Consider the following 13946-nt stretch of genomic DNA (forward strand, 5'->3'; position numbering starts at 1 on the left):
TAAAACGATAACAGCAGCATTTATCAATATCAGCATTTTATTCCAGAAGACAGGATGCAACAGTTGTTTTATGACCTGTACGGAATTCAACTGGCTACTGCAACACGGACTGGATATAACCGGATTGCCTTTGATACATTGGCATCATTTGAAGAATCGGTATTGTCTGCAGTCAAAACTGCTGCCGTAAAAAACCTGGATGAAACAGGGTTTCGTGTGGCCGGAAAAACACAATGGTTGCATGTGGCATCGACTAAAACGGCAACTTATTATCACATATCTCCAAAACGAAAATCATTACTGGATGGCCTTTCAGGTACCGTCATTCATGATCACTGGAAAAGTTATTACAATTTGGGAGGTGTGGAGCATGCCCTATGCAACCAGCATCACTTGCGTGAATTAAAAGCAATAACCGAGCATGACAAAGAACCATGGGCACAGGCTATGACCCGACTATTACGTGTTGCTCTTCGCTGTCGTCATTTTAATGCACATCATGCAATACCTGTTGCTCGCATCAAGCGGTTGACCAACATCTACAAGAAGATTATTCGAGATGGGCTGGCGTATCATGAAACGCTGCCGCCATTGCCATGCAAAGGCAAACAGGGTCGACAACCTTGACGGACAGGTCAAAACCTCTTGTGGCGTTTATTTCATTACAAACAAGACGTTTTACGGTTTCTTCATGATCTGGCAGTTCCATTTACCAATAATGATGCTGAGCGTGATTTACGAATGATGAAATGCAAACAAAAAATATCCGGTGGTTTTCGGACCGCTCAAGGCGCTGAACAATTTGCTCGTATCCGAGGATTTATCAGTACGATCCGTAAACAAGGATTAAGCATTATCAGTTCCATCCAATTTATATTTTCTGGTACTATCCCTGTGTTATCAGGAATCTGAGATAACAATACAGTCCAACAGAGCAAAGAATAGCATATGCATACGGAGTCTTGCGTTTACCTTCTGACCAATAAACACAATAATGTTTTGTATACCGGTGTTACCCATGATTTGATACGCCGTGTTTATGAACACAAAAATAAACTGGTGGCTGGATTTACCCAAAAATACAATGTGGATCGACTGGTTTATTTTGAAGTTTGTTCAGGCATCGTCATGGCTATTGAGCGAGAAAAACAAATCAAAGGGTGGTCTCGAAAAAAGAAGCATGATTTGATTAATGCATTGAATCCTGAATGGAACGATTTGTATCCATCGCTACTTTAAAAATTGTGCCACTGCAGGCAGATCCCTCGCTGCACTCGGGATGACGTGGGGAGTTACATTTTGAACATGTATTTGTTTAAAAATTTGTCTTTTCGAGCGATAGCGAAGCAACCCAGATCAACACCCTATTGAAAATTGGGTCTAGATGCTTCGCTATCGCTCGCAAAAACGACATTTAGTATTATTTTTGGACATAAAGATGCGTTTGCCCTGTGAAGCAATGACGACCGTTTAATGGAGCAGCCGGATTTTTATATGACCCTAATGCTTTCAATCATTTTTCTGATATGATGAGAAACAAACTCGACACGCTTTGAGGAAGTTTGCAGATGCTGCCGGAACTGGTGGAACAATTTAGCGGTCAGATACAAACCTTTTATTATTTATTAATTTTAATTAATGCCATTTTACATGTTATTTTTGCCGGAGCAGTCGCGCGCGATGCCGGTATTTTACATAAAATTGGCCAACGGCCTGCTCTAGTATCTGCTGCTACCTGGGCGTTTGCAACATTAATCGGCGGAGTAATTACGGCAACCATTTATTGGTTTATTCATCATTCCACACTGACCCGCCCCATCATTCGAGAGACTAATTATGAGCGATAATAAAGTAACCACCATCAATGTGCATGAATTAAAAAGGCGCCTTGATGCGGATCCCCAATTATGCCTTATTGATGTACGGGAAAAGCATGAATGGCAAAGCATGCATATTGCAAGCGCACGCCACATTCCTAAAGATGAACTTGTCGCTCGAATAGAGCATGAAATTCCTGAACGCGAATGCCCTATTTATCTTCATTGCCGTGGCGGAGTACGCTCCCTATACGCTGCCGAATGCCTTATCAACATGGGATACCAACAAGTTTACTCTGTGGATGGCGGAATTATGGAATGGGACCTCTGCGGTTATCCCGTGGAAAAATAATTTAGAAACATTCAGGCTCCCGCATACCCTGTGGATTTTGCTTTAGTGCAAAGCGCGTAAGGATTGAAGGAGCAGAGTTTACATTAAGTAAATGAGCACCATAGAACGGTTTACAACGTATTAGTAATACAAAAGCTCCATACCTTAAGGATAAGAAGATGACATTTATCAGACCTGCGCTCGGCTTACTTCAAGGCGTTATTATTTACGCACTGATTAACTTTGGCCATTTTAGTATCGCTAGCACATTTTGTGCCATCATCATACTGACCTTTCCGCTGTTTGCCTTGCAAGTCAAGCTGCCTGAGCGAGATACGCTGGCACTTGGCCTTGGTATGTTAATCATGATGGCCATTGTCTATGGTTTTGTCGCCTATCATTTACTTAACGACCTTACGAATGCTGTTTCTTACGTAACACCAATACTGGCAGCGCAAGGCGCGGTCAGTGCCTTTATCGTTTTTATTTTTATTGCGTCGTCATTGAAGAAAAGCGTTTTGCCTTTTCCTATGCAACGCTGTTTAGCGAAGTCTGGCAAATCATTTTAAAACTTATTCTTGGGCAATTATTGGTTACATTAACCATGGGATTATGCACGCTGGCTGCCCTTTTATTTCAATTGCTGGATATCCCCTTCATTCAAAAAATTGTCTTCAGCCCGGCTTTTTTCTACATCATGCCACCTTTTTTCTTTGGCATTGCAATGACCATTCTTCATCAGTATGAGCAAATTTTAACAAAACTCAGGAACATATTGCTGGCTTTTTGCAAATTCCTCTATCCTATTTTTGTGGTAATTTGCCTGGCATTTCTCTTGGCAATTCCTTTTGCAAACCGCGCATTTGCCGATTTTTGGCCAGTTATTGTTGTTTTAAGTGCTTTCAACATCCTCTTGTTTAATGGCATTTTTCAAGCAGGGCTGGATAAGGAACCTTATGTCCACTGGTTTTGTTATCTGATTTATGCATGCTTTATTCTCAGTGCCTTATATTCTTTATTTGTTCTCAAATACCCCTGGCTGGAGATGTGGAACTATGGCATGACCCCCTTGGCGTTATTGTTATTGATTGCTCTTATCATTCATGCTTTATATAACGTCAGCTATAGCCTGGCCATTTTTTTCAGCCAAAAACCCTGGCTGAGCATGATAAAACCTGTTAATACCATGCTTGCACTGTTTATAGCCGTGGTCTATCTAATCCTTGCCTTGCCCTGGTTTCATATCGGTAAAATTGCAGCCCATAATCAGCTGGCAAGACTCTTGAACAATAAGCCCATCATCAATCCGCAAAATCCTAACCTGAATCAAGGGTATCTGGTTGGGGCTAACTTACAAGGTGCTAATTTACAAGGCCGGGATTTACGCAACATTGATTTTTCCCACGCCAATCTGCAGGGAGCTAATTTAAGTAGCGCCAATTTGGAACATGCTAACCTTCAAGCAGCCAATTTAAGCCATAGCAATCTTAATAAAGCCAACTTAACAAGAACACAATTAAGTTATGCTGATTTAAGTCAGGCCAACCTGAGTAATACCGAGCTAAACAGAGCATGGCTTAATCAAGCAATTTTAAATGGTACCAATTTGACAAACGCCGATTTGCAGCAAGCGTTCGGCTTGCAACAAAAAACCTTGATAAGGCTTGCGGTACAAACGTCAAATTACCGCAAGATCTAACCATTAAACCCTGTCCATAATTCTATGCTTAAACGTGATGAACGGTTTATGAAGCTGGAACGAACCTACGTCCCGCCTTGTGTACGTAGCCGTGGATACACCGCGGCCACGTCAAACTAGAGATGAAACAACTGCGTTAGACAAGCCTTCAGGACTTGCGTTGTCTCGCCGTTCTTAGGATAATTCGCCACAAGTATTCGAATGTCAGGTATCTCATGCAGCAATTAGGACAATTCATCATAAATCACTGGCCGCTTTGGCTGGCACTTATTATCATCCTCTTGTTGATCTTTGTGAATGAATGGACGAACCAAAGGAAAAAAGCAAAAGAGCTCAATCCATCCGCCGTGGTGGATCTAATGAATAATGAACATGCCGTTATCATTGATTTGCGGGATGCAGAAGCCTACCGTGATGGCCACATCATTGACGCAGTACGAGCCTCCGCAGATGATTTTAATCAGCAACGCATGGATAAATACAAAACAAAACCCATCATCCTTGTTTGTGCTCGTGGTTTGCAATCACCGGCATTAGCCGCTAAATTACATGAACAAGGATTTGAGAATCCCATGGTGCTTGCAGGAGGGATGGCAGCCTGGGTTTCCGCTAATCTGCCTGTTATAAAAGGCAAAAAATAAAGATGCTAACCTGCATGTTTCATCCATCCAACGTTAATAAATTTATACAAGGATAACGATAGAATGACCGAACAAAATAACAACCAACACCAGGCCTCTGAAGTACAATTCATGATCCAACGTATTTACATTAAAGATTTGTCCTTCGAAACCACCAATACACCAGCGATTTTTCAACAAAAATGGGAACCGGAATTATCACTGGATTTAAATACCCAACATACTCGCCTGGAAGAAAATGTGTATGAAGTTGCCTTGACCGTGACTGCCACCGTCAAAAATCAAAATGCCACTGCTTTTTTGGTTGAAGTGCAACAAGCCGGGATTTTTACCATCCAGGGAGCTCCTGCAGAACAATTGGATCATTTATTAGGTAGTTTTTGTCCCAGCATTCTCTTCCCTTATGCTCGTGAAGCCATCACCACAGAAGTTATTCGAGGCAGCTTCCCGCAACTGGTTTTAGCACCCATTAACTTCGATGCACTTTACCTGCAGCAATTGGAAGAAAACAAAAAGCCGCTAAGGAAAAACCAAGTGAGGCATCTCACTGATTTAAGTCATTCTTCCCAATGAAAACAACCTCGATTGCTATCTTAGGTGCCGGTTCCTGGGGAACAGCCATTGCTATTCATCTGGCTCAGCATGGCAATCGGGTACTATTATGGGGACATTCTCCCCAACATGTAGAAGACATGTTGCGAGAGCAATGCAATCGCCGCTATTTACCAGAGGTCCGTTTCCCGGATAACCTTAAGCCAATTGCCGATCTTGCGGCATGCATCGCCCAAGCGTCTGAAATCATTGTGGCCGTTCCTTCGCATGCATTTGCCGAGCTTTTAACTAAATTACCCAAGCCTGCCTCAGGTCTTGCCTGGTTAACCAAAGGCCTGGATCCGGGCAGCCATAAATTATTAAGCCAGTTGGTCACAGAACATTGGGGAGACTCTTTCCCTATGGCCGTTATTTCCGGGCCTTCTTTTGCCCGCGAAGTAGCAAAATTCTTGCCGACTGCTTTGGTCGTTGCCGGAAAAAATAATCATTATGCGCAAACCATACGTGATATCTTGCATCAAAAAAATATTCGTGTTTACCAAAGTGATGATATCATTGGCGTGCAGCTATGCGGCGCTGTTAAAAACGTACTGGCCATCGCCTGTGGCATCAGTGATGGCTTACACTATGGTGCCAATGCCAAGGCGGCCCTTATTACCCGCGGACTGGCTGAAATGAGTCGTCTGGGAATTTGCCTAGGCGCACGTCAGGAAACGTTTATGGGACTGGCGGGCGTTGGCGATTTAGTTCTGACTTGCACCGATGATCAATCCCGTAACCGCCGTTTTGGCTTGCAACTAGGGCAAGGCATTGGTCTGGTTGAAGCAGAAAAGCACATCGGCCAGGTGGTGGAAGGCAAACACAATGCAGCGCAAGTCTGTGCTTTAGCGGCACATCATCAAGTCGAAATGCCCATTTGCCAAGAGGTCCATGCCTTGCTCCAGGGCAAAATAACCGCCAAACAAGCCGCAGAACACCTCATGAACCGCCCCCCAAAAGACGAATAATTCGTAGAAATCATCAAAAACCGGTTACATGGCATATGAACCACCATCTGTAATCTGGATGCCGTAAAGCGACATCCGGGGATTAACCTTCCCAAACCCGATATATAACAAACAATACTTGAATATCATGTTCGCACTTGTTAAGGTGCTTAATGGATGCAACCAGGAGGAAGGCATGGTCCATTATCGCCGGGATAAAACGCCCGCTGCTGTCTATTTTTTCACTCTGTCACTAAAAAATCGCCAGTCAAATTTATTGACCAAGCACATTGCTTTATTAGGAGAATCTTTCCGCCATACTCGTCAACATCAACCTTTTAAAACCAGGGCTGTTGTTGTGTTACCCGACCATCTTCATACCCTATGGGAATTGCCAGATGGCGATGATGACTACTCCACTCGATGGCGACATATTAAAACTCATTTTACTCGTTCACTAATAAAGAACGGAGAACCGGTATTTTGCAACGCAAGAGGAGAATTTAATATCTGGCAACGCCGATTCTGGGAGCATCGAATAAGAAATGAAACAGATTTATGCAATCATGTTGATTACATCCACCATAATCCAGTTAAACATGGCCATGTAACCAAGGTGATGGATTGGCCTTATTCAAGTTTTCATAAATTCGTAAAAAACGGTGATTTATCCCCTGATTGGGCAGGAGGATATTCACCAGAAAGAAACTTTGGTGAGTGAATTCAAAGTCCTTGTAGCCTGGATGACGCAAAGCGACATCCGGGGATAAGCCACCATAACCCCGGTTACCGCTTCGCGTTAACCAGGCTACATCAAACATCCACCAGCTCGATATCGGCTTTGGCGAGGGGATTTCCTAAGAAAATTTCACCCACGGCTTGAAAACGATGGATGGAGTCGGTGACCAGATACTGCACTTGTGCGGCTGAATTTTTTTGTGGGTTTAATAAATTTTCCCGGGTTAATAACGCTTTCAGGGAAGAAGCCGTTGCTTCGGCGGAATCGACGATATTAACGCCTGCAGGCAACAAACGGGTCAATAAAGGTCTAAACACCGGGAAATGCGTACATCCCAAGAGCAGCGTGTCTTCGTCGGTCAATTCCGTAAGATAATGGCGAAGGGCTGCTTCGGCAATGGCGTTGTCCACCATGCCTTCTTCCGCCAAGGCCACTAACAAGCTGCACGCGCGAGCATGAATGGCAACATCCGGCAATTGTTCAGTAATAAGCCGCTGGTAGGCGTTGGCTGCAATTGTCGTTTCCGTCGCAAGCACCGCCAGACGCCGGTTTCTGGTGGCCGCCACCGCAGCCGATGCGCCAGGTGAGACCACACCCAACACGGGGACATCGGGCAGCATGGTTTGTAAATGTGGCAAGGCCGCTGTTGTGGCCGTATTGCAGGCAATGACCAAGGCCTTGACACGACGCTCAACTAAAATACGCGCCATTTGCACGGCGTATTGCTGCACCGTCGCCGGACTTTTGGTTCCATACGGCAGGCGCGCCGTATCGCCTAAATAAATAAACGATTCATCCGGCATTGCCGCCCGTAACGCGCGCAACACCGTCAAACCACCCATTCCAGAATCAAAAACACCAACCGCCAATGGTGAGGGGTTCATGATGGTCCTTATTATTATGGTTTAAAGCCAAAACCACCTTCTTTTTTCGCTGTAAACTCTGTGCCTTCTTGAATTTTTCGTTCTACCTCTTCCGTCCTAAGACTCTTAAACCAACCTTTTGTTGCCCGTTGGGTCGCATATTTCGCTTCAGTTAATGCACCCAATTGTGTTTTCGCATCCTCACGATCGCCTTTAGTCAAATGGCTGGTGGCTGCATCCCCTAAATGTTCCTTAATGAATGTACTATTGCGTGTCCATTTACCAGGACCTGTACATCCCGGAACACGAGAATCAATTGTAATGCCTGAAAGTTTTGGATTACTGTCTTTAAGCAGAAGCAACGCTGCATACACTTTATTTGCCATTTCTGTATCGGCGGCTGAAGCATTATTACAACGAATAATAATAGCTCCATCCGAGGGCTTATAATTTGCTAACAACATTTTAGCCATTTTAAGAGCTACGATCTGTTTTTGTTCTGCCGTTAAATTTATAGACTCATCAGTGACTTTTGCCTGATGATCCTGGCGAATGATGGCATAACCCTTACCTCCAGTCTGGCTATGTCTTGGGTCTTGTCCTGTAGCAAAAACCGCCGTTGAACGAATACAATCTCCTTCTTTTAAGGTGACGCCTGCAAAAGAAGGGAGAGGATGCGCCGCCGCAGCCGCTATGGAAACACCTGCGCCTCTTGGACCTGGAGGAATGTCTTTATAAAAATCACGGCCCTGCAAAACCACCGTATCGGTGAATTGTGGCATAAGCCCGTCTCGCTCCATCAAGCGTACTGCTTCTCCCAGCGTTTTTTTTGGTGGTGTAGGGGCCTTTTCACCACTAACCACCACCGTAGGCCCAAATTCCGCAGTTACTTTACGTTGCAGCTCCGCAAATTTGTCCGCAACTTGTCTATGTTCAGCCCTGGCTGCAGCAAGCTTGGTATTAAACGCCGTTTGCGCCGCAGCATCACCTTGAAAAACGGTCGCTGCACGACGCTCTATAAATTCGGCTTCTTTTAATTTTTGCTCAATTCCAGTTAATTTTTGGCGAATATCAAACAACGCTTGCTGCGCTTCTGTTAGTCTTAGTGTGCTGACGTCAATGGCATCAATTGCAGTAGCTTTGCCACGAATATCCACAGAAGCAGCTGCCTGAGACAAACCCTTGATTTTTTCTGCAAGCGGTGTGGCGTATGCTTTTGCTACCTTGTCGAATTCAGTCCCCGCATTACGTACTGGGTCATCAAAAGCTTCTGGTCCATCAACCTCAACAAATCGGGCTAATTCTTCCGCTTGCAATACGGCGTCTAATGCTTTTTTTGCATCAGCGTATATGGGCGAAAGATTATCAAAAGCACCAGCATTGGCGGGAAGCGCTGCATCGATTGCCTTTTGCTGAATAATTGCATGTTTCGCGGCAACGAAAGCCAGCAATTCTGCTTTTTTAGCCTTCACAGCGTCAATGTCTGCGGTTAACGCTTCTTGCATAGACACCAGCCGGGCATCAAGGCCATCTTTTAATTCGCGATCAGTTAGAAGATCTTGGTTAGCAACGACCTTTTCTTTAAGCTTAGTTATTTCTTCTTGCATGCCTTTTAGATGCTTTAAAGACTCCTCCACATGATTGCCAGGATCAGCGGCACCAAAATTTGCAACAGCCGCTTGAATTCGAGGTTTTCCTTCATCAATAGCATGCTCGGCTGCAGCAACACGCTCTTGAACGTCCTTAATCACTGCAAGATTTCCTGCTTCTTCTTTAATTCTCTCAAGTGCCTCTTCAGTTAATAAATTGGCCCAATCAGCCCTTGAGCGGAGTGAAGCAAATGCCTGACTGGCTGTTAGCAAACGACGCAACTCTGCCTCATCTCGAGCTTCAGACAATTTCTGTAATTCCTGAGTATTCAGTGCTTCTAATTCAAGCATGACGCGCTTTCCAGCGGCAGCTTGCCGCAGGGCTTCGATCTTGTTCTCCTCCGGATCAGCACTATCATCATCATTCCCAGCCGCTTTCAGATCTTCGTCTTTACCGACGTTTGCTGCGGCTATAAAATCTTCACCAAGGCCTAATGCTTCACTGTGCGCACGCACCGCCTTTCTGAACTTGGTATCATCGCTTGCCTGAATCAAGGCATCCAAGGCAGCTTTTGCAGCTTCGCTCTCTAGCCTCTGTATCGCTTCTAAAAGTTTTTGGTTCTTATTAGCCATGCCCAGCTCCGTCATTCCTCATCGTTATATACATAGTTTAAGCCTCTATTCTTAAGGCTTTCTTAATACCCTGGCCTTGAGTTTAATATGGAGAACAAAGACCTGGTTATTTTTTAAAAATCTATTCCCCGGTTGCTTGCAACCAGGCTACCATGACCCCGTAGCCTGGATAGCGCGAAGCGATATCCAGGTTCCGACAAAACCCGGTTACCGCTTGGGCGTTAACCAGGCTACACTTACCTAACGTTTATGTTCAAAGTATAGCAAGTTGTGGAAAAATTATCCTGAAATTTGTCAATGCGTTTTATTAATTACACCAATAAAAACTTAAAATTCTTCTGAATTTCATTCAAATCAAATTTATTAAGATAAAGAGAAAAGCTCATCCAGGCGCTTAAGGCGGCCAGATCGCGAAATTGCGGCGGCAGATAAACCGGGTCGGTCAATAACCCATGCTCTTTCAATTCACCAAGCAATGGTAAATCATCAAGAACCACTTTACCGGTAAATAATAAAGGAATGGCATCAATCCGATGCTGACTGATGGCAAAACGGATGAAGTTATAAATTAACACAAAGCCTTTGGCGTATGATAAATCTTTGGTAAACGGCCCGCCCGTTGGCGTACTGCCGCGAAACACGCGCACGCTTTGCTTGTAACTGTCGTCCTCGTTAAAGCCGCATTCAAGAAAATAACGATAAATATCAAGAAAGTCGGCCCCTTTGGTAACTTTATCGAGCGCCACCACCCGGTTGGTGATTTTACGCATCCGCCCCGGATAGGATGAAAAAGTGACGACTTCGGTCAAAACGGCAAGCCCTTCCTGAATGACGCTGCAGGAAGGAGAACCTTTGGAGAGGAAAAAACAATACGGTTGGGAGGCGCCATTTAAAGTCGTTCCCACATGAACCCAGCCTTCATGCACTTCCAAATATTTAAGATCACGATCGCTGAAAATTACCCGCTGATTTAATTTAATGGTATCGGCACCGGCAGAGGCATCCGCGACCATGTCATCACTGACCATCACCGTCAGCCTGTCTGGATGCTGATTGAAAAAGGCACTTAAGCGCGTTTGTAATAATTGCTGCGCTTCTTCAGCACTGTAGCGTTTGACATCGGCATCCGACTGCAATTGCACATCCAGGGCGGTGAGAATATCAAAGAGCAAAGCACCCAGTTCCGATAAACGTGGTCCGCCGACGTAAAATGCATCATCGGGGCTGCCATACAATTCCCTGGCAATTTCACAAAAGGTGGGAGTCCCGCGAGCATCGAGCATTTGCAACGCGCGGATGTATTCATCGCACTGACGCTTAATAAGACGCGTCACCGGGGAATACTGGCCAAGCTGGTTCTGAGCGTCGCGCAGAATCAAACGAAATTCTTCTATTTTTTCATTAGCATCAAACGGCAACGGCCTTTTTTGATAATACGCTTCATCGACCGCGGGCAGTTTTTTGCCTTTATGCTGAAAAAAATCTTCGCGGATGGCGTCATCCCATTTGATAAAATCGAGAATACGAATCTTGCTTTGTGCTTCTACAATGCGCCTGGATAATTCCTGAATGACTGCAAATTCGGTTTCTCGTTCTGACATATCGCACCTCAGTTTTGTGGCGGCTCGATGCGCACCCGCGGATCCTGATTTTGCGGGGGCAAATCATAAAAATGACTGATGTTCGCACTGGTTAGTGGCGGTGGCACCACCAAATTGGGACCATTCCGACTCTCCAAGTACTTTTTTTCGCCATTACTGGAATAATAGGATGCACAGGACGATAATAACAAGGCCAACAACGTCATAAATATTATTTTTCGCACAAAAAACCTCTTTTTAAAACAAAACCCCGAGTGTATTAAATCAATTGCAGCGTTCGTAATGCATGTTCCAGCGATGCATGGTGAGTACTGCTCAATGAAGTTAATGGCAGACGAATCTCATCGCCAATCAATCCCATCCTGCTCAACGCCCACTTGGCAGGAATGGGGTTTGATTCAATAAACATCAATTGATGCAAAGGCAGCAGCTGTTCGTGCAGGCGTAAGCAGTCGCCTTGCTCTGCATCCATAGCGGCATCACATAATTTAGCCATCCACTTTGGCGCTACATTGGCCGTCACTGAAATCACGCCTTTGGCACCAGCAAGCATCCATGGTGCGGCCGTTAAATCATCACCACTGTAGACATCAAGGCTGCCCTCACATTGACGTAGAATCTGTTGCAGTCGCGACATGTTGCCCGTCGCTTCCTTAATGCCAATGATATTCGATATTTTGGCAAGCCGTGCAACCGTCTCCGGCAACATGTCACAAGCCGTGCGTCCAGGGACGTTGTAGAGGATGATGGGCACCGCCACTTCATGGGCAATTTGATGATAATGCTGATACAACCCTTCCTGCGTTGGCTTAATATAGGCAGGGGTCATGATGAGAACCGCATCCACCCCACACTCCATCGCTTCTTTAGTCAGCTCAATGCAAGCTTTTGTCGCATTGGCTGCAGTGCCCGCAATGACCGGTAGGCGCTCATTTGCCTGTTCGACGACGGTTTTAATCACCAGCAATTTCTCAGCATGCGTTAACGTACCGGCTTCTCCCGTAGTACCCGCAGCAACAATGGCATGCGTGCCAGCTTGAATATGAAATTCAACGAGTTCACGCAAACGTTCCACGTCCACTTTGTCTTCTTTCAAGGGGGTAACCAGTGCCACGATACTGCCTCGAAACATGATGTCCTCATCCAGTCTATTTTGATGTGTCAATACTAATCGGACAATGAAACTTTAACAAGCGCGGACTTTCATTGTGGTCATATTTTTTACTATTAATTTATTTTTTGTACTAATATGTGTAATGAAGGAATTAATTCTATCAAGAGGATTTGAGTCATGAAAAAATATCTTTTATCTTTACTGCTTGCCGGTTCGGCTGTTATTACCCTAAGCGCCTGCACTCCCACGCAAGTAGGCACCGCCACGGGCGCTGCCGCAGGTGCTGGTATTGGCTATGCCGTCAGCGGCGGTGATGCTCTAGGAACCGCTATTGGTGCTGGAGCTGGCGCCCTGATTGGCAATCAAATCGGTCAATCTCAGGAAAGACGTTACTACCGCAATGGCCGTTACTATTATTATTAATCCACGCTCTTTAAGCCTCTCTTGACAAAGAGAGGCTTAACAATCCTTCATCAGGGCAAACGCATCTAAATTTTGAACATGCATTTGCCCTGATTCTTCATAAAAAATTAGTAAAATTTAAAAATAGTGCTATAACTTTCATAAGTCTAAGGAATAATAATAAAAAGGAGAAACCATGCGTTTACAAGATAAAGTCGCCATTGTTACTGGTGCCGCCAGCGGTATCGGCAAGGAAATTGCCTTGGTGTATGCTGCTGCAGGAGCAAACGTTGCAATCGCTGATCTTAACCTGTCTCAAGCCAATGACGTCGCTCAAGAAATTAAATCCAAGGGCGGGCAAGCGATGGCGGTTGAAATGAACGTTGTCGATGAGGCGCAAGTTCAGGAAGGGGTGGATGCCGTTGTCAAACAATTCGGCAGCGTGGATGTGTTGGTGAGCAACGCCGGTATTCAAATCATTCAATCTGTGGATAAACTGCCTTACTCGGATTGGAAAAAATTGCTTTCCATTCACCTTGACGGCGCTTTTTTAACCACTCGGGCCTGCCTGAAGCATATGTATGCTTCAGGACGAGGTGGCAGTATTATTTATATGGGTTCCGTTCACTCCAAGGAAGCTTCCCTGCTGAAAGCCCCCTATGTAACGGCAAAACACGGGCTATTGGGACTTTGCAAAGTCGTTGCCAAAGAAGGGGCTGCCCATAATGTCCGTGCCAATGTGATTTGCCCAGGCTTTGTGCGTACGCCATTGGTGGATAAACAAATTCCGGAACAAGCCAAGGAGCTTGGCATCAGCGAAGAAGACGTCATTAAAAAAGTCATGCTGAAAGACACCGTGGATGGCGAATTTACCACCACAGAGGATGTGGCACAAACCGCTTTATTTTTTGCGGCATTCCCCACCAATGCCTTGACCGGCCAGTCTTTGGTGGTTAGTCATGGATGGTATATGGAGTAA

The 13946-nt window shown here is 45.1% G+C and carries 18 protein-coding genes; 13 read left to right on the top strand and 5 right to left on the bottom strand.

Translation table 11 applies throughout. The annotated features are described in order from the left end of the window. Positions 1–18: 18 nt before the first annotated feature. From LOA_RS14530 to LOA_RS10125, 11 genes are all read left to right on the top strand, one after another. The gene (locus tag LOA_RS14530) at positions 19–627 is read left to right on the top strand and encodes an IS66 family transposase (RefSeq protein WP_274544679.1); all 609 of its coding nucleotides are present in this window, start codon (positions 19–21) and stop codon (positions 625–627) included. 18 nt (positions 628–645) lie between these two features. After that, positions 646–912 (top strand): IS66 family transposase, encoded by a 267-nt coding sequence (locus tag LOA_RS14535; RefSeq protein ID WP_025386236.1) that lies wholly within the window; start codon positions 646–648, stop codon positions 910–912. Positions 913–948: 36 nt separating this feature from the next. Next, entirely contained in the window at positions 949–1239 is a 291-nt protein-coding gene (locus LOA_RS10085; RefSeq protein ID WP_025384802.1) for a GIY-YIG nuclease family protein, read from the top strand. 329 nt (positions 1240–1568) lie between these two features. After that, on the top strand, positions 1569–1847 hold the full coding sequence (locus LOA_RS10090; protein ID WP_025386237.1) for a hypothetical protein: 279 nt from the start codon (positions 1569–1571) through the stop codon (positions 1845–1847). Further along, on the top strand, positions 1837–2169 hold the full coding sequence (locus LOA_RS10095; RefSeq protein WP_025386238.1) for a rhodanese-like domain-containing protein: 333 nt from the start codon (positions 1837–1839) through the stop codon (positions 2167–2169). Before LOA_RS10090 ends, LOA_RS10095 begins: the two co-directional genes overlap by 11 nt. 158 nt (positions 2170–2327) lie before the next feature. Beyond that, entirely contained in the window at positions 2328–2717 is a 390-nt protein-coding gene (locus tag LOA_RS10100; RefSeq protein WP_025386239.1) for a hypothetical protein, read from the top strand. A 20-nt stretch (positions 2718–2737) separates the two neighbouring features. Further along, positions 2738–3847, top strand: a complete 1110-nt coding sequence (locus LOA_RS13840) for a pentapeptide repeat-containing protein (protein ID WP_025386240.1) — start codon at positions 2738–2740, stop codon at positions 3845–3847. Between the two features lie 215 nt (positions 3848–4062). After that, positions 4063–4488 (top strand): rhodanese-like domain-containing protein, encoded by a 426-nt coding sequence (locus tag LOA_RS10110; protein WP_025386241.1) that lies wholly within the window; start codon positions 4063–4065, stop codon positions 4486–4488. 63 nt (positions 4489–4551) lie between these two features. Beyond that, entirely contained in the window at positions 4552–5061 is a 510-nt protein-coding gene (secB, locus tag LOA_RS10115) for a protein-export chaperone SecB (RefSeq protein WP_025386242.1), read from the top strand. Next, complete coding sequence (locus tag LOA_RS10120) at positions 5058–6047, top strand: NAD(P)H-dependent glycerol-3-phosphate dehydrogenase (protein WP_025386243.1); 990 nt, start codon at positions 5058–5060, stop codon at positions 6045–6047. Before secB ends, LOA_RS10120 begins: the two co-directional genes overlap by 4 nt. 175 nt (positions 6048–6222) lie before the next feature. Continuing rightward, positions 6223–6747 (top strand): REP-associated tyrosine transposase, encoded by a 525-nt coding sequence (locus LOA_RS10125; RefSeq protein WP_025386244.1) that lies wholly within the window; start codon positions 6223–6225, stop codon positions 6745–6747. A 92-nt stretch (positions 6748–6839) separates the two neighbouring features. Here LOA_RS10125 and murI read toward each other — a convergent pair whose 3' ends face one another. The 5 genes from murI to dapA form a co-directional block, all read right to left on the bottom strand. After that, positions 6840–7649 (bottom strand): glutamate racemase, encoded by an 810-nt coding sequence (gene murI / locus LOA_RS10130; protein ID WP_025386245.1) that lies wholly within the window; start codon positions 7647–7649, stop codon positions 6840–6842. A gap of 14 nt (positions 7650–7663) precedes the next feature. Further along, positions 7664–9850, bottom strand: coding sequence for a coiled-coil domain-containing protein (locus LOA_RS10135; RefSeq protein ID WP_147370128.1), 2187 nt, complete (start codon positions 9848–9850; stop codon positions 7664–7666). Positions 9851–10161: 311 nt separating this feature from the next. Next, the gene (locus tag LOA_RS10140; protein ID WP_025386247.1) at positions 10162–11451 is read right to left on the bottom strand and encodes a flavohemoglobin expression-modulating QEGLA motif protein; all 1290 of its coding nucleotides are present in this window, start codon (positions 11449–11451) and stop codon (positions 10162–10164) included. Positions 11452–11459: 8 nt separating this feature from the next. Continuing rightward, positions 11460–11657: a hypothetical protein gene (locus LOA_RS10145; RefSeq protein ID WP_420324033.1), complete on the bottom strand. Its 198-nt coding sequence runs from the start codon at positions 11655–11657 to the stop codon at positions 11460–11462. Positions 11658–11710: 53 nt separating this feature from the next. Continuing rightward, a complete protein-coding gene (dapA, locus tag LOA_RS10150) occupies positions 11711–12583 on the bottom strand; it encodes a 4-hydroxy-tetrahydrodipicolinate synthase (RefSeq protein WP_025386249.1) in 873 nt (290 codons plus the stop codon). A 159-nt stretch (positions 12584–12742) separates the two neighbouring features. Here dapA and LOA_RS10155 point away from each other — a divergent pair, with 159 nt between their 5' ends. After that, a complete protein-coding gene (locus tag LOA_RS10155; RefSeq protein WP_025386250.1) occupies positions 12743–12988 on the top strand; it encodes a glycine zipper domain-containing protein in 246 nt (81 codons plus the stop codon). A 175-nt stretch (positions 12989–13163) separates the two neighbouring features. Continuing rightward, positions 13164–13946, top strand: a complete 783-nt coding sequence (locus tag LOA_RS10160) for a 3-hydroxybutyrate dehydrogenase (RefSeq protein WP_025386251.1) — start codon at positions 13164–13166, stop codon at positions 13944–13946.

Source organism: Legionella oakridgensis ATCC 33761 = DSM 21215, assembly GCF_000512355.1.
Taxonomy (GTDB): Bacteria; Pseudomonadota; Gammaproteobacteria; order Legionellales; family Legionellaceae; genus Legionella_A; species Legionella_A oakridgensis.